The organism is Priestia sp. J2, assembly GCF_020790095.1.
Lineage (GTDB): Bacteria > Bacillota > Bacilli > Bacillales > Bacillaceae_H > Priestia > Priestia zanthoxyli.
Window position 1 is genome coordinate 3647979 of the sequence record NZ_CP086208.1, and the last position, 23516, is coordinate 3671494.

29 protein-coding genes and 1 riboswitch are annotated in these 23516 nt (G+C 39.8%); of the genes, 9 read left to right on the forward strand and 20 right to left on the reverse strand.

Translation table 11 applies throughout. The features are described 5' to 3' along the window. Nucleotides 1-49 precede the first annotated feature (49 nt). On the reverse strand, nt 50-1600 hold the full coding sequence (locus tag LJY09_RS18935) for an ABC transporter substrate-binding protein (protein ID WP_154973260.1): 1551 nt from the start codon (nt 1598-1600) through the stop codon (nt 50-52). A gap of 205 nt (nt 1601-1805) precedes the next feature. Here LJY09_RS18935 and LJY09_RS18940 point away from each other — a divergent pair, with 205 nt between their 5' ends. Then, on the forward strand, nt 1806-3302 hold the full coding sequence (locus tag LJY09_RS18940) for a gluzincin family metallopeptidase (RefSeq protein WP_228307383.1): 1497 nt from the start codon (nt 1806-1808) through the stop codon (nt 3300-3302). Nucleotides 3303-3432: 130 nt separating this feature from the next. Here the strand turns inward: LJY09_RS18940 and LJY09_RS18945 are convergent, their stop codons facing one another. Continuing rightward, nucleotides 3433-4311, reverse strand: coding sequence for a 5'-methylthioadenosine/S-adenosylhomocysteine nucleosidase (locus tag LJY09_RS18945; RefSeq protein ID WP_228307384.1), 879 nt, complete (start codon nt 4309-4311; stop codon nt 3433-3435). 156 nt (nt 4312-4467) lie between these two features. Then, nucleotides 4468-4571: riboswitch (purine riboswitch) on the reverse strand. Nucleotides 4572-5056: 485 nt separating this feature from the next. Beyond that, nucleotides 5057-6067 carry an aldo/keto reductase gene (locus tag LJY09_RS18950; RefSeq protein ID WP_028414966.1) on the reverse strand — a complete coding sequence of 337 codons (1011 nt, stop codon included), beginning with the start codon at nt 6065-6067 and terminating at the stop codon, nt 5057-5059. Between the two features lie 293 nt (nt 6068-6360). Between LJY09_RS18950 and LJY09_RS18955 the strand changes: the two genes are divergently transcribed. Both LJY09_RS18955 and LJY09_RS18960 read left to right on the forward strand, forming a co-directional pair. Then, a complete protein-coding gene (locus LJY09_RS18955; protein WP_223546214.1) occupies nt 6361-6615 on the forward strand; it encodes a hypothetical protein in 255 nt (84 codons plus the stop codon). A gap of 123 nt (nt 6616-6738) precedes the next feature. Then, nucleotides 6739-7380, forward strand: a complete 642-nt coding sequence (locus LJY09_RS18960; RefSeq protein WP_028414967.1) for a pyridoxamine 5'-phosphate oxidase family protein — start codon at nt 6739-6741, stop codon at nt 7378-7380. Between the two features lie 11 nt (nt 7381-7391). Here LJY09_RS18960 and LJY09_RS18965 read toward each other — a convergent pair whose 3' ends face one another. The 7 genes from LJY09_RS18965 to LJY09_RS18990 all read right to left on the reverse strand — a co-directional run bounded on the left by LJY09_RS18965 (nt 7392) and on the right by LJY09_RS18990 (nt 9831). Beyond that, on the reverse strand, nt 7392-7559 hold the full coding sequence (locus LJY09_RS18965) for a hypothetical protein (RefSeq protein WP_167387332.1): 168 nt from the start codon (nt 7557-7559) through the stop codon (nt 7392-7394). After that, a complete protein-coding gene (locus LJY09_RS18970) occupies nt 7543-8025 on the reverse strand; it encodes a DinB family protein (RefSeq protein ID WP_028414968.1) in 483 nt (160 codons plus the stop codon). Before LJY09_RS18970 ends, LJY09_RS18965 begins: the two co-directional genes overlap by 17 nt. A 2-nt stretch (nt 8026-8027) precedes the next feature. Then, nucleotides 8028-8546, reverse strand: coding sequence for a GNAT family N-acetyltransferase (locus tag LJY09_RS18975; protein ID WP_165636165.1), 519 nt, complete (start codon nt 8544-8546; stop codon nt 8028-8030). Nucleotides 8547-8607: 61 nt separating this feature from the next. Beyond that, nucleotides 8608-9108 (reverse strand): hypothetical protein, encoded by a 501-nt coding sequence (locus LJY09_RS18980; RefSeq protein WP_228307792.1) that lies wholly within the window; start codon nt 9106-9108, stop codon nt 8608-8610. Nucleotides 9109-9290: 182 nt separating this feature from the next. Then, on the reverse strand, nt 9291-9419 hold the full coding sequence (locus LJY09_RS27730; RefSeq protein WP_255256921.1) for a hypothetical protein: 129 nt from the start codon (nt 9417-9419) through the stop codon (nt 9291-9293). A gap of 20 nt (nt 9420-9439) precedes the next feature. Next, a complete protein-coding gene (locus LJY09_RS18985; protein WP_162213596.1) occupies nt 9440-9598 on the reverse strand; it encodes a hypothetical protein in 159 nt (52 codons plus the stop codon). A 62-nt stretch (nt 9599-9660) separates the two neighbouring features. Beyond that, nucleotides 9661-9831, reverse strand: a complete 171-nt coding sequence (locus LJY09_RS18990; RefSeq protein ID WP_186806718.1) for a hypothetical protein — start codon at nt 9829-9831, stop codon at nt 9661-9663. Between the two features lie 186 nt (nt 9832-10017). Here LJY09_RS18990 and LJY09_RS18995 point away from each other — a divergent pair, with 186 nt between their 5' ends. Continuing rightward, on the forward strand, nt 10018-10404 hold the full coding sequence (locus LJY09_RS18995; protein WP_228307385.1) for a MerR family transcriptional regulator: 387 nt from the start codon (nt 10018-10020) through the stop codon (nt 10402-10404). A gap of 36 nt (nt 10405-10440) precedes the next feature. Here LJY09_RS18995 and LJY09_RS19000 read toward each other — a convergent pair whose 3' ends face one another. After that, on the reverse strand, nt 10441-11403 hold the full coding sequence (locus LJY09_RS19000; protein WP_154973225.1) for an aldo/keto reductase: 963 nt from the start codon (nt 11401-11403) through the stop codon (nt 10441-10443). Between the two features lie 226 nt (nt 11404-11629). After that, nucleotides 11630-12310, reverse strand: coding sequence for a CPBP family intramembrane glutamic endopeptidase (locus LJY09_RS19005; RefSeq protein ID WP_154973223.1), 681 nt, complete (start codon nt 12308-12310; stop codon nt 11630-11632). Between the two features lie 83 nt (nt 12311-12393). Here LJY09_RS19005 and LJY09_RS19010 point away from each other — a divergent pair, with 83 nt between their 5' ends. From LJY09_RS19010 to LJY09_RS19020, 3 genes are all read left to right on the forward strand, one after another. Beyond that, nucleotides 12394-13131, forward strand: a complete 738-nt coding sequence (locus LJY09_RS19010; RefSeq protein WP_049166009.1) for a MerR family transcriptional regulator — start codon at nt 12394-12396, stop codon at nt 13129-13131. Next, the gene (locus LJY09_RS19015; protein WP_228307386.1) at nt 13128-14372 is read left to right on the forward strand and encodes an MFS transporter; all 1245 of its coding nucleotides are present in this window, start codon (nt 13128-13130) and stop codon (nt 14370-14372) included. Before LJY09_RS19010 ends, LJY09_RS19015 begins: the two co-directional genes overlap by 4 nt. A 199-nt stretch (nt 14373-14571) precedes the next feature. After that, a complete protein-coding gene (locus LJY09_RS19020; RefSeq protein ID WP_028414975.1) occupies nt 14572-14853 on the forward strand; it encodes a hypothetical protein in 282 nt (93 codons plus the stop codon). Nucleotides 14854-14903: 50 nt separating this feature from the next. On the opposite strand, the gene LJY09_RS19025 is transcribed toward LJY09_RS19020, so the two are convergent. Then, nucleotides 14904-16379: a glycoside hydrolase family 32 protein gene (locus LJY09_RS19025; protein ID WP_228307387.1), complete on the reverse strand. Its 1476-nt coding sequence runs from the start codon at nt 16377-16379 to the stop codon at nt 14904-14906. 327 nt (nt 16380-16706) lie between these two features. Between LJY09_RS19025 and LJY09_RS19030 the strand changes: the two genes are divergently transcribed. After that, complete coding sequence (locus LJY09_RS19030; RefSeq protein ID WP_047750012.1) at nt 16707-17180, forward strand: YtxH domain-containing protein; 474 nt, start codon at nt 16707-16709, stop codon at nt 17178-17180. Nucleotides 17181-17223: 43 nt separating this feature from the next. On the opposite strand, the gene LJY09_RS19035 is transcribed toward LJY09_RS19030, so the two are convergent. The 3 genes from LJY09_RS19035 to LJY09_RS19045 all read right to left on the reverse strand — a co-directional run bounded on the left by LJY09_RS19035 (nt 17224) and on the right by LJY09_RS19045 (nt 18858). Beyond that, nucleotides 17224-17562, reverse strand: a complete 339-nt coding sequence (locus LJY09_RS19035) for a hypothetical protein (protein ID WP_228307388.1) — start codon at nt 17560-17562, stop codon at nt 17224-17226. Between the two features lie 290 nt (nt 17563-17852). Then, a complete protein-coding gene (locus tag LJY09_RS19040; protein WP_016765166.1) occupies nt 17853-18113 on the reverse strand; it encodes a hypothetical protein in 261 nt (86 codons plus the stop codon). Between the two features lie 136 nt (nt 18114-18249). Beyond that, on the reverse strand, nt 18250-18858 hold the full coding sequence (locus LJY09_RS19045; protein WP_049166013.1) for a hypothetical protein: 609 nt from the start codon (nt 18856-18858) through the stop codon (nt 18250-18252). Between the two features lie 173 nt (nt 18859-19031). On the opposite strand from LJY09_RS19045, the gene LJY09_RS19050 reads away from it, so the two are divergent. Further along, nucleotides 19032-19397 (forward strand): DUF3221 domain-containing protein, encoded by a 366-nt coding sequence (locus LJY09_RS19050; protein ID WP_028414979.1) that lies wholly within the window; start codon nt 19032-19034, stop codon nt 19395-19397. 11 nt (nt 19398-19408) lie between these two features. On the opposite strand, the gene LJY09_RS19055 is transcribed toward LJY09_RS19050, so the two are convergent. From LJY09_RS19055 to LJY09_RS19070, 4 genes are all read right to left on the reverse strand, one after another. Further along, on the reverse strand, nt 19409-20341 hold the full coding sequence (locus tag LJY09_RS19055; protein ID WP_228307389.1) for a patatin-like phospholipase family protein: 933 nt from the start codon (nt 20339-20341) through the stop codon (nt 19409-19411). Nucleotides 20342-20468: 127 nt separating this feature from the next. Continuing rightward, on the reverse strand, nt 20469-22379 hold the full coding sequence (locus tag LJY09_RS19060) for an ABC transporter permease (protein ID WP_049166015.1): 1911 nt from the start codon (nt 22377-22379) through the stop codon (nt 20469-20471). Then, on the reverse strand, nt 22366-23133 hold the full coding sequence (locus LJY09_RS19065) for an ABC transporter ATP-binding protein (RefSeq protein ID WP_049166016.1): 768 nt from the start codon (nt 23131-23133) through the stop codon (nt 22366-22368). The genes LJY09_RS19060 and LJY09_RS19065 overlap by 14 nt, the downstream gene beginning before the upstream one ends. After that, nucleotides 23130-23486 (reverse strand): YxeA family protein, encoded by a 357-nt coding sequence (locus LJY09_RS19070; protein ID WP_228307390.1) that lies wholly within the window; start codon nt 23484-23486, stop codon nt 23130-23132. The genes LJY09_RS19065 and LJY09_RS19070 overlap by 4 nt, the downstream gene beginning before the upstream one ends. Nucleotides 23487-23516 lie beyond the last annotated feature (30 nt).

Sequence of the window (23516 nt, forward strand, 5' to 3'; positions counted from 1 at the left end):
GACCCTTTGCTTTCCGGCAAAGGGTCTTCGTAACTTTCTTTAATATATGTTATTTATTCACGCTCACGTTATAAAATACAGGGCCTAAATTAAAATCATAGCCTTTTACATGTGTAGACACGGCGTTAATATTAACTTTATGACCAATTAACGTAAATGGAAGCTCATCCCAAACGTACTTCTGCGTAGCATCAATAGCTGGTCTCGCATCTTTTACAGAAGCAGCCGCTTTAATTTTATCTAAGTACTTTGTTGATTTCTCAACAGGAGCGCCCCCTGACGTCCAAAATCCTTGGAAAATGGTTGAACGCGCCGCCCAGTCTACCGGGTAAATATCCCATGCTTTAGGATCATTTACTTTATCTGTAAACGTTGCCCAGTCATACACTTCTAGCTTTACTTTTACACCGATTTTTTCAAGCTCTTGCTGGACGATAACAGCCGTATTGTACTGATCTTGATAATCGCGTGAAGTTAAAAGACGCAGTTCCTGCCCGCGGTATCCAGCTCTTTTCAAATAGCTTTTTGCTTTCTTTTCATCATGCTGATTGTACTCTTCTTTTCCTGCTTCACTGTAATAGTTAGGAAATTTTTTATTCACAATCGATGAAGTCAGTTCATAATAATCGGAATCGCCGTATGAACTTGATAAAATATCTTTTGCATTAATCGTGGCATTTACAGCTTTTCTAGCATTTAAATCTCTAAAGAACCCTTCTTGCGTGTTATAAAATAAACCAATAAATCCTCCTGGAGCCAGCTTGTTCTTAACGTTTTGCGTACTTTCAATTTGTGCCGCATTGTCGCTTGAAACACCTAAGGCAATATCAAACTGTCCAGCTGTAATGCCTGAAATTCTAGTAGATTCATCGCTTAAAAAACTAATTTTAATTTCATCTACGTGAGGAGTCTTTTTAATTTTTCGTCCTTTTGAAGAATAATCTTTAAATCTCTCTAGCGTGATATATTGATTCTTTTTCCATTCCTTCACTTTAAATGGCCCTGTGCCAACGAACTCAGTAGCTCCTTCAGCAGGTGCTTTTTCGATAATTTCTTTTGGAAAAATAGCGGCTGCCGGAATTGGATCTGCTAGCAGTGCCAGCGTATTCACGTTCGGTGTTTTCAAATGAAGCTCAACCGTATAGTCTCCTGTTCTTTTAACTTGTGCACCAACAAAGTTTGTTTTGCCAAGTGAAGACAGCTTAATCCAGCGGTTAATCGAAGCTTCTACATCGTCCGCTGTCATTTCCTTTCCGTTATGAAACTTTACGCCTTTTCGCAGCTGAAACGTGTAGACTTTTTTATCATCGCTTATATCAATTTTTTCTGCTAAATCAGGCTCTACATTGCCTTTACTATCAAAAATAACAAGTCCTTCGTAAATATTTCGCGCCGCATCTTTAACTGAAGAATTTCCAGTAATCTGAGAATCTAAAGTTGTTGGCTCGCTTTGAAACGCAATGTTTAGCGTACCTCCGTCTTTTTGAGCGGCACTGGTGCTTTTATCGCCTGAGCTTGCTTGATTATTGCTGCACCCGGCAACAAATAAAGCAATCACAATAAATAATAACCATTTCACCTTAACCTGTTTCAACGTCATTCCCCCAATAATTAAAATCACTTTTTAAAACCTACTATTTTTGTAAGGTTAGTAGGAATATAAACCATCCTACCACCTTTCCATTTGTTTGTGAAATTAGCAAAATTAAACTGTTTCTTTGCAATTACTGATTCAATTTGTCTTGTTTCAATTCTCAATTCTTAGTATGTTTATAAGTAAAGTATTTTATCTAAAGGAGGATATTATGAACTCTGCCATCCGTCTTCATACTAAAGAACATATTGCAACGATTGAACACTACAAACAAGCTTTATCTCTTCTATCATGGGACGCAAAAACATCCGCTCCTCTTAACAGTCAAAAGCAGCATGCAACCATTCAAGGCACGCTTTCCAAAGAGCTTTATTTGCTGCAAACAGATCCAGCCTTTGCAAAAGAATTGCAGCATCTTCAAGAACAAAATCTAAGTCAACTACAGCAAAAACAAGTACAGCACTATTGGAATATCTATCAAAAACTTTCCGCTGTACCACTGGAAGACTATCATCAATTTTCTGTTTTAAAAGCTTCTACTCATGCTCTTTGGTCACAGGCTAGAGAGCAAAATAACTTTAAGCTCGTTGAAGACAACCTGCAGCAGCTGATTCATATGCATAAAAGATTTGCGGAGTACCGTAATCCTCACCTCGCTCCTTACGAACAGCTTTTAGAAGAATATGAGCCTGAAATTTCTAGTGAAACCATCGATTCGCTTTTTCAACAAATTAAAGATGCTATTCTTCCTTTGCTGACAAAAATCAAACGCTCCTCGGTTACACATGATACATCGTTTCTCCACGAATCGTTTTCGGTCGAAAATCAGCAAAAGCTCGGAAAACACCTGCTAACTGCGATTGGCTATAACTTTAAGTCGGGACAAATAGGCACCACTACCCACCCGTTTAGTGCAGGCATTCACCCTCACGACGCAAGGCTTGCAGTAAGATACAACGAACACAATGTAAAACTGGCAGCTTTTATGTTTTTACATGAAGGCGGACATTCTATTTATAATCAGCAAATTAGCTCTGAGTTGCTTGACACAGGGTTAGGCGCATACACGTCTATGGGACTGCATGAATCTCAATCTCTTTTTTGGGAACGCATCATCGGAAAACATGAAGGGTTTTGGAGAAATCACGCTCACTTATTCAAAGAGTTAGAACCTGCGATCTACGGTAATATTTCATTTGAAACTCTTTACTTTGCCTTAAATGAAGTCACACCTTCTCTTATTCGTTTGCAAGCAGATGACCTTACGTATCTGCTGCATATTATCATTCGCTACGAGCTAGAAAGAGATTTATTCGCTGACAAGCTTCGCGTCTCGGATCTTCCTTCCGCATGGAATACAAAATATGAAGCGTACTTAGGAATCAAACCAGAAACGGACATTGACGGAGTATTGCAGGATGGCCACTGGTACGGAGGAGCGTTTGGCTACTTTCCTTCCTACAATATAGGCTTCATTTATGCAGCTCAGCTAAGAGAAGCCGTGATCAAAGACCACCCTGACTTTGATGAAATCATTTCGAGTCAAAATCTATCGCTTATAGCAGACTGGCAAAAACAGCATATTCACCAGTATGGAAAACTAAAGACGCCAAAAGAGATATTAACTGGTCTTTCTATAGATAGAATTGATGCTCAGCCGTTAATTAATTATTTGACGAAAAAGTATGAAGAGTTGTATAAACTTTAAATTTACCAATCCATTTATTTTATAAAATTTTGATAGCGTAAATACAGTAAACCCCTATAGACATGACGAAAAAAGCATCAAAGCCTTTTGTTAGAGAAACAAAAGCTTTGATGCTTTTTTAAATAAAGATTTACTTAGCGTTTGTGCTGATATAATGTTTAATTACTTCATAAACATAGTCTTGGCAAGCGGCTGCTGTATTTGGATTATATTTTCCATTGTTTACTTTGTTGTTAGATAACACTCTGATACCTAAGAATGGAACGTCATAGCTTCCCGCAATTTGTGCTGCCGCTGCGCCTTCCATTTCTTCTACAGACGTCCCATATTTAGTATGGAACCACTTAATTCGATCCACTTCGTTATTCCACGTGTCTGCTGATCCTATCGTTCCTTCAACCACTTTACCTTTTTTATATGTATCTTTTACTGCATTTGCAGCCGCAAGTAACTTCTTATCTCCTTCATAATAGCGAGCTTTTTCAGCATCAGGATCTTCTCCAGCGCTTCCTTCAGAAGCCATTAAATCCATCGGCTTCCAAGCAGTAGGATCCATTCCTTCGCCTTCTTTTTTATCTTCTGTTTTTAAAGAGCCTATATTCGTTGTTCGCTTTCCTAATACAATATCAAACACGTTCAGGTTTTCATCATGCCCGCCCGATGTTCCTTGGTTGATAATTGCTTTAGGATGGTATTTTTCTATAGCTATCGCTGTAGCAGCTGCCGTGTTTTCCATTCCTTTTCCCGTTTTAACCACAATGACCGGATAATTGTCGACAGTTCCTTTGTAAAAAACAAAATTCCCTGACTTTTCTTCTTTTACATTTTCTAATTTTTTAGCGAATTTCTGCGCTTCTATCGGCATCGGCCCTTGCACAATAATAGGCTTCTGCTTCTGTTTATCTCCGTCTTCTTTTTTTGAAGCTGAATTACACCCGGCAAGTATAGATAGCAGTAAAACCATACCAATAGTAAATAAAGCCCCTGTTTTTAACATCTTGTTTTTCATAGATCGTTACTTTCACTCCATTTCGTTTTGCTGTTTCATACACTCGATGATTGGACAAAAGAAAAAAACCTAGAGCATGTTTCATGGTCTACGTTTTTTAGAGTCAAAGTATAAGAAATTAAGTACGGAATACAGCTTCTGTCTGGGTAAACCGAACATTTTTATACTTTAACTCGTAGTCCAGTTCTTTGAATGGGAACCAGGTAGAGACACTTAGACCATATTTCCAAGCATATACGAGCAATATTTTTCACTTTCTAAATGTATCAAATACAAAATGGTTATTCAATATAAAAAGCGAATATTTTAATATTATTCATATAAATCGTTCGTATTTAACCATTTCTTACTAAATATATGACAAACCCTTATCTCAAAACAAAAAAAGAGGCTGAGACATAACGAGATGAATCCAATTTAAAGACGCACAAATGGCATACATGAGCTGAACCGCTTGTGACACCGCAGTTTATTTCCGTGCAAGACTTCGCTTTCCGCGGGCGGTCGATGAGAATCCTCGTCACTTGCGTTCCTGCGGGGTCTCACCTGTTACGCTTTTCCCGCAGGAGTCTTCGTCTTGCCCTCCAATCACCTGCTAGAAAGATCTAAACAGGTGAAACCTACGTTCACCCTAATAAAAAAACGAACCACTAATCAAAAATTTTGATCAATGGTTCGTTTTTCACTTCGTCTAAAATACTTTTGTTCCAGCCTCTTTTTCTACTTACTATTTACCGTTCTACCTTCATTTAACGTTTATTGGCAGCGGTGCATGAGACGCTACAAGCTGCTGTTCACGCATTTCTTCCCAGAAGGCTGCCGGAATTACCGTGTTTAATGCCGCTTTGTCTTCTGCAATACGCTCTGGACGACTGGCGCCAGGAATAACGGCAGCAACCGCTGGATTAGCAAGCGAGAACTGTACAGCAGCAGCCTTAATGCTGATCTGATGACGATCTGCAATAGCTTTGATTTTTTCTACTTTTGCCATAATGTCTGAAGACGCTTTTTGATATTCAAAGTGTGTACCTCCAGCAAGAACGCCTGAGCTGTATGGTCCGCCGACAACGATGTCCATATTATGCTTTACAGCTTCGGGCATCACTCGCTGCAGCGCACGTTCATGATCTAACAGCGTGTATCGGCCAGCGAGCAGCGATACATCAGGCTTTGCTTCTTCTAGCTCCAGCATAATTTCGATTGGTTCCACTCGGTTTACTCCAAGTCCCCATCCTTTTATAACTCCTTCTTCGCGCAAACGTGTAAGCACACGAAATGCGCCCGTTCGAGCAGATTCAAATTGTCCTACCCACTCATCTCCATAAAAATCTTGCGCAACATCATGAATATACACAAAGTCTAAGCGATCTGTTTTTAAACGGTTTAAGCTTTGTTCAATTGAACGAAGAGTTGCATCAGCGCTATAGTCATTAATAATTTTATTTTTACGGCCGAATTCAAAAAGCCCGCCTTTTTCTCCCATATCACGTGAAGATGTATCTTCCAATTCATCTGAAATGACGCGACCTACCTTTGTACTTAGCACATACTCATCGCGGTTTCTTTTTGATAGTGCTTCACCAAGGCGCATTTCTGCTAAGCCAGCTCCGTAAAGAGGGGCTGCGTCAAAGTAGCGGATGCCGCTTTCCCAAGCAGCATCAACCGTTGCGATGGCCTCTTCTTCTGGAATATTGCGATACATATTGCCTAGTGGTGCTGTTCCAAAACCTAGTTTTCCTTGCAGTATCTCTCTCATATGAATAAAACCTCCTGAAATTTTTATACCTCTATTTTAGAATTTGATTCGTATAATCAATTTATTAAATGTCTTATTATTCCCTGACAAAATTTATTATGAAGCATGGAAACACGAAAAAAAAGTACGCACTTTAAAGTAATATGGGAACTAAAAAGTAACCTACTAAGATGCAAATGAGCTTTTTAGACTCTTTTTTCTTTATACTCTTTTTTCTTTATACCCTTTCTACTTCTTACTCATGCAAACAAACATTTTGCATACAATAAGCAGAAAGCTACTTTATAAATGAGGTGAGACTCTTGAGAGATGAATACTTCAAAAAAATTGAAGATAAGCTCGATAAGCTCGATGAAATGGACGATTCCACAATGAAAGAAGAACAAAAAGATGAGTATTTTCAAAGTTTGCTAGATGATATGGATGATTTGTTAAAAGACATGCGCCAGCGAGAAAAAGACTCGAATCATCTTGTCAGCGAACATATGAGAACGGTTAATGACATATTTGATAACGCAATCAAAAATTTAAAAAAAGACCGAAGCTAGCGTTATAACACTTCTACTTCATTTAAATATACTGATTTTTCTGTTTTTTAATATAAAAATATAGTATTTCATATATAAAAATGGTATTTTCAGTATACGCATACAGTAGGAGTGAAAAGAGGAATGAAAAACAGTCACTTTAAAGAACAAGTAAAAACGAAAGAAGAGCTTCGCCGTATAGTCGGCACGCCTAACAAATTGGCGCATCAAAAAATAATTCCTTATTTAGATCGACACTGCCGGGAATTTATTAAACATTCCCCTTTTGTTATCATTGCTACGGCTGATTATAAAGGAATTTGCGACAGCTCTCCGCGGGGTGATCACCCTGGTTTTGTACAAGTCGTCGATGAGAAAAGGCTGTTGATTCCAGAGAGGCGCGGCAATCAAAAAGTAGATTCATTGGAAAATATTTTATCTAATCCTCAAATAGGGCTACTTTTTTTAATTCCAGGCATAGAAGAAACGCTGCGTATTAACGGCAAAGCTTGCATTGTAAAAGAAAAAGCGCTGCTTGAAACAATGGCGGTTCAAAATAAACCTCCGCTGCTCGCTATCGGCGTCGAAGTACAAGAGTGCTTTCTCCACTGCAGCAAAGCGTTCAAGCGATCAAAACTGTGGAACCCAGAATCTTGGGAAAGAGTCGAAACGCTTCCTTCTGCAGCTAAAATAGTCGCAGAACACGCAGGCTTTTCCACCCTAGAAAGCCTCAACAATCCCGAAGGAAGCAAAACCCAGCACCTTTATGAAAAAAAGCCGCTATAATGCGGCTTTTATCATTTTACCATCAAAAAAAATATACCTCCAGCAATGATCAGAACGGGTAACAAAGCAAGAAGCACGCCCTTTTTCGAAGCTCCTATGTATTCGTGGTCACCATAGGCGCGGCCTGCTCTCAAATCGACTTTCACCTGAGATTCTTCTTTTTTATGTTCTTTTTTCATCCTCTTTGCCTCCTAGCGGCATTTGAGCGTCGATTTGCTTGATATGATGCTCCAAATGAGCGATATAATCTTTAGCCAACCATTCAAGCGAAACGAACTTTCCATCTCCTAGTTCGAATTGATACGTATGCTTTTCTATTGGTATATGCAAAAGAACGGAAGCAATTTGCTTATTTAAGCTGCTCCATAGGGCAACTACTTCTTTCATGGACGTATCTTGATAGTGCTGCAGTTCTACCCATTCATCTTGTTTGTAAGGCGTCAGTACACAAGGATTTTTTTCATGCTGCACGTTGATAAAGCGCTGTAAATTGTGAATGGCTGAGTCACATAAGTGGCCGACAATTTCTTTTGGTGACCATTTCTTAGGAGCAGGACGGTTTGACGCCTCTGCTTCAGAGAGTACTTCAAGCTTTTTAGGAAGCTTTACCACCCATTCGTTTAACTGAACAATCGTCGTTTCCATGTTCATTTCTCCTTTAAGCACGTTTTTTCAAAAACCTTCCCCATATAATATTCATCGACTGATTTTTCATCTACAACGAGTGAACATACTTTTTTCCCTTCTATTTCAAAACCCATCTTTTTATACAGCGAAATGGCCGGTTCATTGTGGGTCATCACCGTTAGCTCTACTCGTTTAATGCCGCTCTGCGCTGCCCATTTCTCCATTTCTTTAAACAACGAAGTGCCGATGCCTCGGTTTCCGTAAGATTGAAGCACCCCAACAGCTAAGTATGCACTGTGTTTTTTTCGGTTAACGCTTCCGCCAATCACAGATAAATGACCAACGAGCTGTCCTTCTTGTTCCGCCACTAAAATGGTTGAGTTCGGCATCTTTAAAAAAGTTGTAATCATTTTTTTCTGCTGTTCAAGCGTGGTCGCACGCTCATTTTCCTCGTACAGCATATAGGCGGTTTCTTTATCAAGCTCTTTATTTAACGCTAAAAAAGCGGATGCATCGGAAGCTAAAATTTCTCGAATCACGTTTACCCCTGCTTTCGTCAATAGTAGTTAACTAGAAAAAAACGTTAAAAAGCGGATGATATCATGACACACGCGGTGAACGTTTTCCAAGAAACGCAGTGAAGATAAAACATATACTAAAAGCAACGGCTGAAACGAAAAAGCCAAGCATCCATACTAAAGCTCGCATAAACGTATCTTCATTGGGATACAGAGGTTTAACGCCTAGCCACTGAATTACCATGATCAATGCTACGATCAAGTAAAAGCTGCTTCCTGTTAAAGCCATTTTAAGACGGTTTTTAAATGACCCTGTCCACGCTGTACTAAAAGCGCTCCACGTGAGAATACTTACAATCGTCGCTAAAAACATAAGAACAAGATGTAAATAAGGGATATCTGTAAACATAAGAAGATAGAGTAAAAATATCGTAGTGCCAAAATATAAAGCATTAATGCCAAATAAATAGCCTCCGCTCAGCCAGTGGTTTTGAAACCACTTTTTCTTGCCGAGACGTTCTACCACTCCGCTGGGAACCCACAGCGTACGCGAAAAAATAATCATCACCAGCACAAGTATCATGCCGGCCAAAAAGAATGTTGACACCTTTTCATCAGCCTTTCTATTCAAAATAAATATGGTTAATTATACTATTGATTACAAAATTAAACTATTGTTTTCTTTATTAATTAAAGAGGCTGAAACATAACAAAATTACTTTAACCTAAAGATGAACAAATGAGATAAATAAGCTGGACTGCTTGTTACACCGCTGTTGATTTCCGTGCAAGACTTCGCTTTCCGCGGGCGGCCGGTGAGCCTCCTCGTTGATTCTGCATTAAGAATCTCAATTCATCATTCGGATCTTCATTCAACGAAAATACTTTTATCACAGCCTCTTTTTTACGCCTATTTACATTCTTCCTCCCGTAAACGGATTGATTTCTCCTGTTAAATCACGTCCTGCTTTCTTTTCTTCGTGTGCGATGCGCTTGCCAATCGCAATTTTATTCCAAATTAGTGGCACCCAAATACACGCTCCGAACAAAATCATCCAAAAAAGTTCTCCCATTTCTTCCATCCTTTCATTTTCTGCTTTTATTTTGAAGACAATAAGAAACGTGTATACAGTTTTTATTCCTGATTTGAATCACTCATGCCGTATGAAAAGAAATAAACCAGGATTGATAAAGCCATTCCGTAAGCGGTCCAAGCCGCTAGTAAAATGGCGTACTGATGATTGATAAAAAACACTCCGCTTGAAATCAGCAGCAGGATAAAACTAATCCATTTTATTTTTTTCATTACTCTATCCCCTTTACTTAACCTTTTACAGTAAGTTTCTTATTGTCTACTTGTTATTACGGTCAAAATGTATAAAAGTTCCATTTTTTTAAAAATAACTGAAAAAGAATTTGATAAAACGTTCAACTATCGATTATCATATACCTTAAAGTAAGCTTTACGATTCATAAGTGGGAGTGAACAATCTTGTCTTATAGCATGAAAGAAATGAATGAAAAAACCGGGCTTTCCGCACCGACTTTGCGCTATTATGAAAAAGAAGGAATCCTTCCTTTTGTAGAACGTGATGAAAATGGAAAGCGCCTCTATAACGATACGAATATTGAGTGGATCCGTTTTATCTTAGCTCTGCGCTCAACTGGCATGCCGCTTGCAGAAATAAAGCGCTATGTAGAGCTCTATAAACAAGGGGAAAGCACGATTAAAGAACGAAAAAACATGATGCTTCATCATAAAGAAGCGGTAGAAGAAGAAATGGCCAAAACTTTTAAATACCTCGAGCAAATTAACTACAAGCTGGCTTTGTACGACTCACTAGAAGCAAGGTTAGAGCAAAAAGAAATCAAAATATAAACACAAAAGTCCGCAGGTGCACCTGCGGACTTTTTATTAATACAGTGAATTTACGGTGTTTAGCAGTTCTTCTGACCATGTCCAATCGCTGATTTCAACCGCATCTGTTACGTGATGCAATTTACTAGCTCCGATAATGCTTGATGTTACAGCGGGCTGATTTAGCACCCACGCAAGAGCAAACTGAGACAAGCTTACTTCATTTTGTTCTGCTAACTTGCGATACTGCTCCACCAGCTGAAAGTTTCGGTCAGTAAAGTAGTTTCGCAGCAGCTTTTCACCATGTGCAGCACGGCTTTCTGGCGGCACGTCATTTGGTGTTTTATATTTGCCTGAAAGCATGCCGCGCGCTAACGGACTGTATACCATAACGCCTACACCTTCGGATTGACTAAACGGCAGCAGCTCTTGTTCAATTTCACGAGAGAGAAGATTGTACTGAGGCTGAACGGAAATAAATTTTTCAAGATTCATGTTGTCACTAATATGATGAGACTTTGCGATTTGCCACGCGGCATAATTGGAGCAGCCAATATAACGAACTTTGCCTTGACGAACTAAATCATCTAGCGTGCGAAGCGTTTCTTCCATAGGTGTATGGTGATCAAAAAGATGAACTTGATAAAGATCGATGTAGTCCGTCTGCAGTCGTCGCAGCTGATTATCAACTTCTCTCATAATATGTGTGCGTGAAAGACCTTTATCATTTTTGCCTTTTCCTACGGCAATGCCGACTTTTGTCGCAAGCACAACATCATCTCGTTTTCCTTTTAACGCGCGTCCAATAATTTCTTCAGATTCCCCTGTGCCATATCTAAACTCTTCATCCTGCCCTTTTCCGTAATAGTTGGCTGTGTCAATGAAGTTAATTCCGTTGTCAATGGCGCTATGTAAAATAGCTGCCGACGCTTTTTCGTCAACCCATCGTCCAAACGCCATAGTACCTAGACATAAATTTGATACTTCCAGACCTGTTGTTCCAAGCTTTCGATATTGCATCGATACCCTCTCCTTTTTATTGCTGTTTATAATCACTATTATCATACACCTTAACGTCCACTTTAAGACAAGCCTCAAGTGTGCGTGCATATACAAAAAACTGCTAGGAACAGGCAGTGCTTCTAGCAGTTTTTTGGTTCACTTTCTGCTTATTTTTTGTAATTAGCTTCTTCAGTAGACATAATATGGTAAGATAAATCATAGCTTACCCATTATCGAAACTACATTAAGCTGCCGCCGTTAAAATCACGGCAATTCCATTAAAACAAGCGTGGATGATCATACTAGGAAGCAACGACTTTGTTTTTTCGTACACCCAAGCGAATACGAGACCTGAAAAAAAGTTAACGGGCAAGGTATTGTACGTTGGAATATGCACCAGCATAAAGATAAACGAACTTCCCGCCAATCCAAATACAATCCCTCCTTTACGTTTCAGCCACGTATAAAAAAAACCTCGGTAAATAATCTCTTCATAAAAAGGTGAGATCACAGCGGCTGAAACAAAAGCAAGTATAAATGAAAACAGCGACAGGTCATGCTGTAAACTGGCTGTTTTTTTATTTTCATACGTCATACCAAACCATTCCATGAGTACAACAATTGCCACACTTCCTAAGATCAGCACAAAAAGCCAAAAAAGAATGAGCGGCCAGTGACGTTTTGAAAACGATTGAAAACCAATTTTTCTATCACCAGCCTGCACCATCAGCCAATACAGAGCTGATAAAAACACAGTTGCCATAACAAATCCAGTAGCTGTTCCAGCATAGAGCTCACTTTTAAATAGCGACTGGAAAACGTGCTGCAATGCTCCTTCAATGAAAACAGGAACACCAATAAACGTAACGACTAGCATAATTACAAATGATTTTATTGTCCATAATCCTTGATTTTGTTGTTTCAATTTACTTCGCCTCCCTTTTACCTATATTCAGTGTAAAAGGTGACGTAACGTTACCTGCAAGCATTTTTTTGGAGGGATTAAACATGATTTATTTTTCTACGGGGCAAGCCGCTAAAAAATTAGGACTCACGGTGCGTACGCTTCGTTACTACGATCAAATCGGATTGCTTCATCCATCGTCAAAAGCCGAAAATGGAAAACGCTCCTACTCAGAAACGGACTTAGTCACACTAGAGAAAATTACCCTGTTAAAAAACTTAGCCGTTCCTTTGCGAGATATTGAACTTATTCTTCATCAAGTAAGTATTGATGAACTTTTAGCGATTCATCAGCAAAAACTTCAGCAAAAAGCTTCAGAAATTCAGCGAGCTTTAGAACACACCCACACTCTTCGCAACAGTATAAAAATAGAAGGTGAACTAAACTGGAAGCAGCTCCTTCCTTTAGTTCACAATCAGCCTACTACACAAAGCAGCTGGACTGATCTGCTTTCAATAGAAGAAAGTGAGATTCTGCAGCGTGATATGCCTAAACTGGAGAATGAGAGTGCTGATAAATGGATCAGCATCATTAAACGAATTCAGCTGTGTTTAAAGCATCAGCGTTCACCACAGTCTGAAGATGGCCAGCTGATTGCGGCGGATATACTGCTTTTATCAAGTGAGCTATTTGGCCCTCATACCGATTTAGAGAAAGCCTTTTGGGATATTCGCAAATCTCCTGAGGCATCCAGTTCACTTAATCTCTATCCTATTGACAGCGAAGTCCTTCAATTTATTGAAGATGCGATTATTTTTTACGAACAACACATAAAGGAATGAAAGTATTGAAAAAAGAAAAGCTGTTTGCTAATTCTTCTTATAAAAAATTATTTATTTCAAGTACTGCGGCAAGCTTCGGAGATTTATTTGATATGTTTGCGGTGATGACGCTTTTTACATACGTGTGGCACGCAAATTCCCTCTGGATTACGCTTATTCCTGTCGCGTACGCTTTGCCTAGCATCCTGCTAAGTCAAGCAGCTGGAAATTTAGCAGACCGCTACAATAAAGTACAGCTGATGTTTCTGTCTGAACTAGTCCGTCTTCTGTTTACATGTCTGTTATTTTTCACAAATGAACCGCTTTTGGCACTAGGGGTGCTGACGCTGCGCTCTATGAGTTCTGTTATGAAAGTGCCCGCACAGCTCGCTTGCGTTCGAGAAGTGGTCAAAGAAGACCAGCTGCTGCAGGCCTCTACTTTACAAAACATTATGTTTCAAATTGCCAAAGTTGTGGGACCGTTTCTCGGAGCCGCCGCGCTGACGTTTACAACACCTAAAGCATGTATTTTAGTTAACGCCGCAGCTTGTATGATTTCTATCGGCGTACTGTTTTCACTTAAAAAAGCAGGTAAAAATATTCAAGGGCAAGCTGCTCGTTCTTCCCATCAACCGAAAGAAACGTACTCAAACGGCTGGAAACTCGTTTTTCAGCACCCAATTCTTTTACGTGTCGTTGTTTTGTTTCACGTTTCATACTTTGTCGTCATGCTTGTTGACGCTCAAATTAGCATCTTTCTTCGAGATGTGCTCCCTCATAACCCGGAAATGCTCGGCTGGCTGCTTTCTGGAATCGGGATAGGAGCGCTAGCAACAGGAGTGTATCTTAATCGAAAAAAACACGTTCATCATCCATTTAGGCTTTTATCACTTGGACTGCTTCTATTTGGAGGGGCTTTATTTTTCATTAGCTGCTTTAACCCAGCCGTTATGTCACGCTATTTTATTTTGATTGCTGCACCTATTGGAGGGGCCGGAGTTGGGCTTAATTTACTGCTGTTTAACTATATCGTTCAAGCATATAGCGACAAGGAACACCTCGGAAAAGTGTACGGATTCATTAACACCTTAACGAGTGCCGTTTTACTTACTGCTCCTCTTCTTGGAGGCATGGTCGTAAAGCTTGCAGGTGCTCAGACGACTTTTTTAACGGCGGCAATCATCATCGTAAGCGTTGGATTTGTGAGTATGGTGATGTCGCTGCGTGATAAACAGGAAAGAAACGTTCAGATTGACGCATAAAAAATATCTTTCCTTATTCCCCTGCAGCCGGCTGGATTCTAGGGACACTGCTTTTGCTAGGAAACTCATTTTATACGAGAAGATACTTACATAGAAGGTTAATTAAGAAGTAAATATCCGCCCCGAGCCGTATATACAAACCTTCATTCGGTTATGGTAAAATAGATAAGCAAAAACTGGATGTAAGGAGATTTTGAGTTTGAAAACAGGATTAATATCTGGCATTATATCTTTAATTATTGTGATTATCATTTCTATTACAGCAGGCAACTGGCAGTATATTTACTATATTTCAGGCCCTCTTGGCATATTACTTACGGCAATTGCACTCGTAACCTTACTGGATACATTTCGATTTGAAACGAGAGGACCTTACTTTACCCCGGTCCGGCAGCGAGAGGATACAGAATGGATGAAACGTTTTATTATTGCAGCTGTTCCTCATTTAGTTGCTTCTTGTATTTGTATCTTATTTTTATAGAAACCAAAAAGCCAATGAATGATCTTCATTGGCTTTTCTTATTTATTATATTAAATACCGCGCGACATACCGTAATAATCAATACGGTAGTCCACAGATCCCTCTGCAAATACATTTACAGCTGATTTAGAATCTTTTTTCGGGAATACGCGGGAAGTGAAGACAATTTTACCGCCGTTTATATAAATTTCGACAATGCTTTTGTCGACAAATACGCGAACATCGACTTCATTTGACGCCGTCCATTTTTCAGAGCGAACGACACCGTATTCCGTTGCATATTGATGGTGGAATGAAGAGCGGTCGAGTCTCACTTCTTGCTTTTCTGTATCAAACACAAGGCGAAGCTCTTCTTCTTTACTATTAAACAGCTCTAAACCAAACTGTTTGGCCCCTATCTCGCGGAACGTCATATTGATTTCATAGGCATTGTTTGTTGCTTCATCAATAATCACTTCTTCATTTTTTAGCGTTCCTCTAAAATGAACCGCTTGATCTCGAAGCTTATTTAACTCTTCTACAGGCTTTTGAACAAGTTCATTACCTTCAAGGGAAAGCTCACGAGGAAGCGTTAATGCATGGGCCCATCCGTATTTGTCTGACGGATAGTCCACGTCCGGGTTTCCAATCCATGCAAATAGCAAGCGACGTCCGCTTTCATCTTGAAACGTTTGCGGTGCATAAAAGTCAAATCCTTTATCAATTTCACGGTAATACTCCATTTCAAACGTTAAACTTTCCACATCAAAGGTTCCCACCGCGTAAATCACATTATAAATATTATGAAAATCGTGGCTGTCCGCTTTGATTCCCTGCGGTGAAAAGACAAACACATCTTTTCCGTCCAGTTTAAAGTAATCCGGGCACTCCCACATATAGCCAAAGTCAGGAAGCGATGTTTGAACTTCGCCTTTAAATGACCACTGAAGCGCATCGCTTGATTCATACACAATTAATGCGCCCGTTTCGTTTTCACGCTGAGCGCCCAGCAGCATATAATATGTATCATTTTCTTTCCATACTTTCGGATCGCGCACATGTCCTGTATACCCATCAGGAACGCCTCGTACCGCTGGATTATGCGTGTATTTTTCTACACTTCCATCCCTTTTTAGCATCGCGATACATTGATTAGCTGAGCGTGAGCCGTCTTCGTATTTTACATTCCCTGTATAAAACAGCAGCCCTTGACCATCTTTTTTGATAGCGCCGCCTGAGTATGCGCCGTGCGATTCATATTCTTCCGTTGGTGTTAGGGCAACCGGAAGGCGTTCCCACGTTACTAAATCCGTAGATTTCACATGAGCCCAGTGCTTCATTCCATGCATCGCACCGTACGGATACCACTGATAAAACACGTGATATTCACCGTTTAATTGAATCAATCCGTTTGGATCATTCATCAGCCCGTACTGTGGATGAATATGATAAATCGGCTGCCAGCTGTCTTTGATTGCTTTGTCTTTTAATGCTTCTAACTCTCCAGATTTTGCTTCTAAAATCGTTCTGTACTTCGATTCAGCCATTTCTTCAATCCCTCCAGCATTTAAAAAAAGAGAACGTATTCCCCTTGCCCTCTATGATATAAAATTTCAAGTGAAAATGCTACCAAAGAACGAATGTTGTCGTTTTCTTGTGTCGGATTTTATAGATAAGTTTTTTTCTGTTTTTATAGCAGAAAAGAAGGTTTTTCTGTCAGGTGGTTGAATACTATATACAATCAAATTTCACCAGCCTGTACGAGCGTCCGACGGCACTTGCAGATTTTTTTAGCGAATCATTTGCGTTTTGCAGGAAGTATTCAACAAAATGGTAAACCCTTCATATTACATATTATAAAAGGAGGAAATGTCATGACAAAAGAAAACGTAAAAGAAACAGTGGGTAAAGAAACAAAAGGTGGAAGCAAAGAGTTATTAGTCGGCACGTTAGTAGGTAGCGTAGTGGGTGTAACAACAGCTTTATTAGTAGCGCCAAAGTCAGGAAAAGAGCTGCGTGCTTCTATTCAAGACGGAGCGAATCAAGCACTTGCTAAAACAGGTCAAGTGAAAGAAACGGTATATGCAAAAGGCCAAGATTTCAAACAGCGCACGGCTCGTCTTTCACAAAAAGTCTCCGAACAATCTTCGCAAGTTGTCAACAAAGTGAAATCTCTACGCACTGCTAAAGAACAGCCGCTTGCAGAAACGGCTGCAGCAGAAGAGCTTGAAACGACAGAAATCGTTCAAGATCCTGTTCTTGAAGCTGAAGCGGTGCAAGAAGAATTAAATACAATTACGCAAGAAGTAAGTGACTTAGAACAATCTGTCGATGAAACAAGACGTTAATAACGAGCTGTAGAGATATCTCTACAGCTTTTATGTATATTCGCTATCCTTCCTTCCACCCTTCAAAAAAATAGCCTCCATATGGACACCGCTCTGATTCCGGCAGTTCTTCATAACGCTGTCCGCTGTAATACTTCGCCAGCACAATCTTAGGCTTCAAAACCGCTATCCCTTCACTGTCTTCTTGCTCCGCTCCGCGTTCTCTCATCAAACAAAAAATATCCATTCCCGCAAACTCTCCGTACCCTTGATAGCACGACTCATAATAAACTTTACCAGGTGTCACCAAATAACACTCCCGCTGCCACGACGGCTGCTTACTGTAGACACTCGCAATACTTATTCCACTCACTGCACACTTCCAGCTGCAAATTCCAACCATATAACGCCTCCAACGACTTAATAGTCTATTCATCTACAACTTTTGATGAAATCAAACGTCCTGAGAAATGTACAGCATTTTAACGTCGACCAAAAACCTACGCTACCAGATTCCCTGACCCCTTGAATTCCCCCAAAAAGGTCCACCTATGCGGAAGTTGGCAGCCCGCAAGGGAGGACAACTTCCGCTTAGGTCTAGCTCTGTCTCCGTGGCTGCTCTTTAGCCACGGAGACAGAGCTACATCGATAAAAATAAAAAAGGTCTGATAAATCGACCATTTCTGGTGATTATCAGACCTCAAGTTTTTCTGCATTTGAGCGGCTTATTTGCTGTTCAAGCGATTTAGCCAGCAGGACAATTTCATGATCTACATATTTTGTTTTGATTTCTTCAATTTCCATTAATGTTTTAGAAAAGCTTTCTGCATTATTTCCCTGTCTGTGCTGCACATCTTTAAAGAAATCAAGCAGTGCCTCGTTAGACTGCGTTGGACGGCTAAAATCAATCGTGTACATTTTGTACCCCAGTGTTAAATTTGTTGTAGTTGTCATAATTATTTCCCCCATTCTTCCTATAGTGATATATCTTCTACTCTTTACCCTTTAATTCCTTCTTTTTAACCTAAATTAATTATTTTTTTCAAAAAAACTTCCCATTATAAGAAAAAACACCCTTATAACAAGGATGTTAGAGTATTCTTCCCTTCGGTACAATTCCAGATGCAAAGTCATCTTTGAACTTAAAGCTAGCAGAATTGTTTTCCTCTAGAAAATGTATTTCCCATTTAAAGACGGGATATTCAGGCTTGTACATTTCGACTTTCTGGTCGGGATTTTCTTCTAATCTTGTAATTACTCGTTTGAATCCTTCATATGCAATCCACCAGTCGCTTCCGGTTTCATCGGTAATAAAACAAATAGAACCGTCAATTAAATGAAGGTTTTGCTTGATATCATCAGCATTGGTAAAATACGCATTTCCAAACGTTTGAAGACAACGATCGCAATAACCTGCTTTGCCTCCATCTTTATAAATCCAGTGTGCGATTGGCTCACTGCAGTCTTTACACGTATTCGTCACTTCTTGAAGAAATGTCTTGCCGCTCCACTGTTCTTTTTCATTTTCAAACACGGTCCATACTAAATAATCCTCTGTTTGCTCTGAAATAAAAAGGCGAAACGGCTCGTCTCGATGCCAAAAATGAATATTCTGTTCGTCTGATTCTTCAAAGTCTATGACAAAATTATCTCGTTCTAATATATGTCGAATAACATTGGTTAAAAAGGTAACATCCATACAAGGACCTCCCGTACTAAGCATAGCTTCTAGTAATATAGCGTTTATGAGTTAAAACATATCACGCGCGCTGAAATAACGTCAATGATTACCTCTTGCTTTCTCCGAAAACTGGAAAAGAAATGGTCAAACGCGCTATAATGGTAGTCATGTTAAAACGGAAAGGAGATTTTATGAAGTTTACCGTTCAATCAGCTGCACTTTTTCTTCTCTTTTTTATTTGTTTAAGCGGCTGTTCGGATAACGCCGAGCAGTCAAAAAAGCCAGCCGGCTATTTAGTTCAAGGGCGCATTTTACAAGTGAAACAGAATGAAATTCTTATTGCAAACGTCATTCCGCGAGATACCGCGCTTGACTATACAACAAAAGAAATACTTGGTTCAAGCGATGTACAGCCTATCTATGTAAAAGTTGCGGATGATCAAACATACAAAAAAGGACAGCTCGTTAAAGCATGGCTCAAAAAAGACAAAAGCGTTCAATATTCCGTTCCGGCAAAAGGCGAGGCTGTGGAAGTCAACATTTTAAAACAGCCGTAGAAAAGCTCCTGTTACAGGAGCTTCCTTCGCGTCAGCGGACGTTCGGTCCGATTCATTTTATGCTGTTCAAAATCCCACTTTTCTAAAAAGCGCTTGGCGGATGTATAACCAGATTCATATAAAAACTCGATTTCTTCTTCTTTTAATGCAAAATCCGTTGTCGTAATCACACCCGTTGGAATTTGTACGGTTCGTTCTTTTGTCTCCGCGTTCAAATACCGCAAATCGTGAGCTTGCAGCATCGTTGTAAACATGCTTTTAAATAAATGGACAGGTGTTGGAATAATAGCAGCTGTATCAATTTCTTCTTTTACAAATCGAAAACCAAACGTCGGGAAACGCGGATGCTCCGTATCAAACAGCCAAATCGGAAAATTGCTTAAAAGCGCTCCATCGACAATGTATGACCTCTTGAACCCTTTGGATTTCCAAATGACGGGACGAAAGAAAAAAGGAATGGACGCACTCATCATCACGGCTTGTGAAATCTTCATATCGCTTGGCTGCATTCCGTATCGGGGCAAATCGTCAGGGAGCACAAGCATCTGTCCGTTCGAAATATCTGAGGCAATAATTTTCAGCTTATCTGCAGGCAAATCTGCAAACGTTTCGATTCCTTTTTCACGCAGCAGACCGTACACCCATTTTTCCAAATAATCATTTTTATAAAAACCTAAATGAACCATCAGTTCAATCAAGTTGCCAATGAGAGGAATTCGGTTAATGATCGTTTTTCCGCGAAACTTGGCATAGTCCATGTTTTGAAGCTCCTTGCGAATTTCCCCGCTTTTATAGCCGCTCGCCAAAAGTGCCGCAATCAACGCTCCGGCTGACGTACCTGCTAGACGCTGCCATTCTACATTGCTTTCTTCCATCGCTTCAATCGCACCGGTGAATGCGATTCCTCGAACTCCTCCCCCTTCAAACACAGCATCTGCTTTCACATCTTTCCCCTCCTATACAACTCTCTAGTTTTTATATACCCTTTTTTATATTCAGTTTTTCGCTACTCCATACCTTTTATTTTTTTAACAAAAAAAGACTGTTTCTTTGATCGAAACAGTCTTTTCTTTACAGTCGCTTTATTACCATTCGATAGTAATTCATTGTCAGCCAGTAGAAAATGAAATAAATAACCCCGTATACTGCATCCGCTATTAAAACAGGAACGATCAGACTTTCACCGGTTAGATTCGTAATGACCTTCAGCGCAAATAGACTGTGCAAGATGCCAATTACTAAAGGCAAACCAAACGTAAACAGCTGCTGCTTTCGAACGGCGCTCATCATTTGAGACACTGAAAACCCAAGCTTGCGCAGTACTTCAAATCTTTTGCGCTCTTGTTCGGCTTCGGAGATTTGCTTAAAATAAATAATACTGCCCGTTGCCATCAAAAAGACGAGCCCTAAAAATCCTCCAATAAAAATAAACAATCCTTTACTCATTAAGCCTGCCTGAAACACATCATAGTATGAAGTACGGCTTTCTCCAGCTTCTTTTGCGATTTGATGATAGTTCTTAGTAAGTTCATTTTGTTTGTTTCCATCATCGGTATTAAATACGTACACCGCTTGCTTTTTTCCAGCCTTTGAAAGTTTGATAAACGTGTCGTGATTGACTACAAACTGATAGCCGGCACTGTCAGAATCAAGAATGAGCAAAGGCTCGGATTTAACGACTTTTAAAGCAAGCTCTTCTGATTTGTTCAGCTGCACAGCTGCGGTTTTACCTGTACTAGGCTTAAACACTTTTCCTTTTGCCATTGAATCAAAAATAACGGTTTCGTTTGCGCTTAGCGCAGGAACGGAAACGCCATTTTTCCGCACTTCTTCTTCATCTAAAAAGCTGATTTGTTCCCTATCTTTATAGTAGCCCGATGTAATAAATCGAAAATCCGATAAATCAGCGGAATGCTTCACGATATGATAGACATACTGATTTGATTGGATATCTAACTCACGCAGTACATCCATAAAGCCTTGCGCTGCGTTTTTACTGTGCAGCGTATAGTCATACGGCTGCATGCTTCTGGCATCGGCTTTTGTGTTATAGTACGAGGAATACGTCACACCAACTGCTACAAGTGTAGTAGCCGACAAAATCGTAATTAAGGTTAACACTCGTGCATTTGCTTTAATGCGATACATCATCGTAGAAACGCTTAGCATATTTGCAAACGAATAATATCGGCTTGCATGCTCTCGGTAAAGTCCCATCAGCCACTCAATTGTGGCTTTAAAAAGTAAAAATGTACCGAAAATGACCGAGAACAGTACAACGGCTACAATTAGAAAAAAATTAGGCGTCACAATGTTTCCCGATGAAAGGTAGTACCCATAGCCAACGAGTAAGATACCCAGTCCTCCCACTGCAATTGAGCGTTTCGAATTCATTTTATTTACGCGTTCACTTTTGCTTTCTGCTTGAAACAGATCTAATAGCGTATAGCGGTACATAATAAAATAGCCTTGAAACGAGATAAAAATGGTAACAATCAAAAACACTACGGCTGTTTTTAAAACCGCTTGAAGAGAAAATGTGAGCGTAATAGAAAACGACAGTCCCATAAGCTTTAGTAAAAACAGCACAAACAGCCTTGAAAACACGGTACCTAGTAAAATACCGACCACCAAAGAAAAAATCCCCAGCAGCATATTCTCGTAGAAAATCATTTTCCCAATCGTACGTTTTTCAATACCGACTAAATGATACAGTCCGAGCTCTCTCTTACGCTGTCTGATAAAAAATGAGTTTGTGTACCAAATAAAGACAACAATAAAAGTAAGCAGAACGTAATTTGAAGCATTAAAAATGCCCTGCAGCCTCATCTCTTCTCCAATCACTTTTGAAATCGATTGGTCGTACTGAAGCGTAGCAAACACATAGTACACAACAATACTAAAAATCATTGAAAAGAAATAAAGGCTGTACCGACTAATATTTTTGCGCATATTCTTTTTAACAAGATCAAATACGGTCATAGCCTTCACCGCCTAATGCGCCTTGAATGTTCATAATTCGTTTGAAAAATTCTTGTCTCGTTTGTTCGCCTTTAAACAGCTCCGTGTAAATTTGTCCGTCTTTAATAAACAGTACGCGGCTGCAGTAACTTGAAGCCAGCGGATCATGCGTCACCATAATAATGGTGGCACGGTCTTCTTGATTTAACTGGGACAGCTTTTCAAGCAGGCTTGAAGCAGCTTTTGAATCAAGAGCTCCAGTAGGTTCATCGGCGAAAATAACGGCTGGATTCGTAATCATTGCTCTCGCTGCTGCAACGCGCTGTTTTTGTCCGCCAGAAATCTCATACGGATACTTATCCGCTAGCTCATAGATGCCAAGTCGCGTTGCGGTGTCTTTAAGCTTCGCTTCCATTTCTTTCTTAGACATTTTTGTAACCGTAAGCGGCAGAAGAATATTTTCTTTTACCGTTAACGTATCCAATAAGTTATAATCTTGAAAAATAAATCCTAAATGATTGCGTCTAAAAGCAGACAGCTTCTTATCTTTCATGAGCGCCACGTTTTCTCCTTGAATCCATATCTCGCCGTCGGTGGGACGGTCAATCGTTGAAAGAATGTTCATCAGCGTCGTTTTTCCCGCTCCAGATGGTCCCATAATACCGACAAACTCTCCTTCTTCGATTGTAAAATCAATTCCTTTTAGCGCTTCGTATACGTTTCCTCTTGATCCAAACGTTTTGGTTACATTTTTCCCTTCAAGGACAATACTCACTTTTCTTCCTCCTTTCGTTCTTTTGTAGGCCACACGCTTTTCACCCGCTGCGGCAGCTCATTTTTTGTTATAATGTCATATTTCCGAACTTCGTTACCTCGAACAAAAAGGTCAATAACTGTTCCTTCTTTTAACTGTTTAATCGTCGTAAACGTTTGAAACGTTGTTTGTCCTTTTTCGTTTATTACTGAAATGGTATATTGAACTCGTCCATAGTCGTCCACTTTTTTTGCTTCTTTTGGGATGATCCCGTATTGATGCTCCGTTGCGGCGTTTTGATAAATCTTTATTCCTCCTATACATGCTCCCACAATAAAAATCAGGGCTAAAAGGCTAATCCACTTTCGCTTCATGTACGTTCCCTCCTTGTGTATAGCTCTATC

Bases quoted from the DNA above. Each gene is read 5' to 3' on its own strand.
- LJY09_RS18980 (WP_228307792.1), bottom strand. From the start codon at position 9,108: ATGATACTTGTGCTGGTGATGATTATTTTTTCGCGTACGCTGTGGGTT.
- LJY09_RS19045 (WP_049166013.1), bottom strand. From the start codon at position 18,858: ATGGATGTTACCTTTTTAACCAATGTTATTCGACATATATTAGAACGA.
- LJY09_RS18970 (WP_028414968.1), bottom strand. From the start codon at position 8,025: ATGGAAACGACGATTGTTCAGTTAAACGAATGGGTGGTAAAGCTTCCT.
- LJY09_RS19000 (WP_154973225.1), bottom strand. From the start codon at position 11,403: ATGCAATATCGAAAGCTTGGAACAACAGGTCTGGAAGTATCAAATTTA.
- LJY09_RS19070 (WP_228307390.1), bottom strand. From the start codon at position 23,486: ATGAAGCGAAAGTGGATTAGCCTTTTAGCCCTGATTTTTATTGTGGGA.
- LJY09_RS19050 (WP_028414979.1), top strand. From the start codon at position 19,032: ATGAAGTTTACCGTTCAATCAGCTGCACTTTTTCTTCTCTTTTTTATT.
- LJY09_RS19010 (WP_049166009.1), top strand. From the start codon at position 12,394: ATGATTTATTTTTCTACGGGGCAAGCCGCTAAAAAATTAGGACTCACG.
- LJY09_RS18945 (WP_228307384.1), bottom strand. From the start codon at position 4,311: ATGAAAAACAAGATGTTAAAAACAGGGGCTTTATTTACTATTGGTATG.
- LJY09_RS18935 (WP_154973260.1), bottom strand. From the start codon at position 1,600: ATGACGTTGAAACAGGTTAAGGTGAAATGGTTATTATTTATTGTGATT.
- LJY09_RS18990 (WP_186806718.1), bottom strand. From the start codon at position 9,831: ATGAAAAAAATAAAATGGATTAGTTTTATCCTGCTGCTGATTTCAAGC.
- LJY09_RS18965 (WP_167387332.1), bottom strand. From the start codon at position 7,559: ATGAAAAAAGAACATAAAAAAGAAGAATCTCAGGTGAAAGTCGATTTG.
- LJY09_RS19060 (WP_049166015.1), bottom strand. From the start codon at position 22,379: ATGACCGTATTTGATCTTGTTAAAAAGAATATGCGCAAAAATATTAGT.
- LJY09_RS18950 (WP_028414966.1), bottom strand. From the start codon at position 6,067: ATGAGAGAGATACTGCAAGGAAAACTAGGTTTTGGAACAGCACCACTA.
- LJY09_RS19030 (WP_047750012.1), top strand. From the start codon at position 16,707: ATGACAAAAGAAAACGTAAAAGAAACAGTGGGTAAAGAAACAAAAGGT.
- LJY09_RS18960 (WP_028414967.1), top strand. From the start codon at position 6,739: ATGAAAAACAGTCACTTTAAAGAACAAGTAAAAACGAAAGAAGAGCTT.
- LJY09_RS18985 (WP_162213596.1), bottom strand. From the start codon at position 9,598: ATGGGAGAACTTTTTTGGATGATTTTGTTCGGAGCGTGTATTTGGGTG.
- LJY09_RS19025 (WP_228307387.1), bottom strand. From the start codon at position 16,379: ATGGCTGAATCGAAGTACAGAACGATTTTAGAAGCAAAATCTGGAGAG.
- LJY09_RS19015 (WP_228307386.1), top strand. From the start codon at position 13,128: ATGAAAGTATTGAAAAAAGAAAAGCTGTTTGCTAATTCTTCTTATAAA.
- LJY09_RS19035 (WP_228307388.1), bottom strand. From the start codon at position 17,562: ATGGTTGGAATTTGCAGCTGGAAGTGTGCAGTGAGTGGAATAAGTATT.
- LJY09_RS18940 (WP_228307383.1), top strand. From the start codon at position 1,806: ATGAACTCTGCCATCCGTCTTCATACTAAAGAACATATTGCAACGATT.
- LJY09_RS19040 (WP_016765166.1), bottom strand. From the start codon at position 18,113: ATGACAACTACAACAAATTTAACACTGGGGTACAAAATGTACACGATT.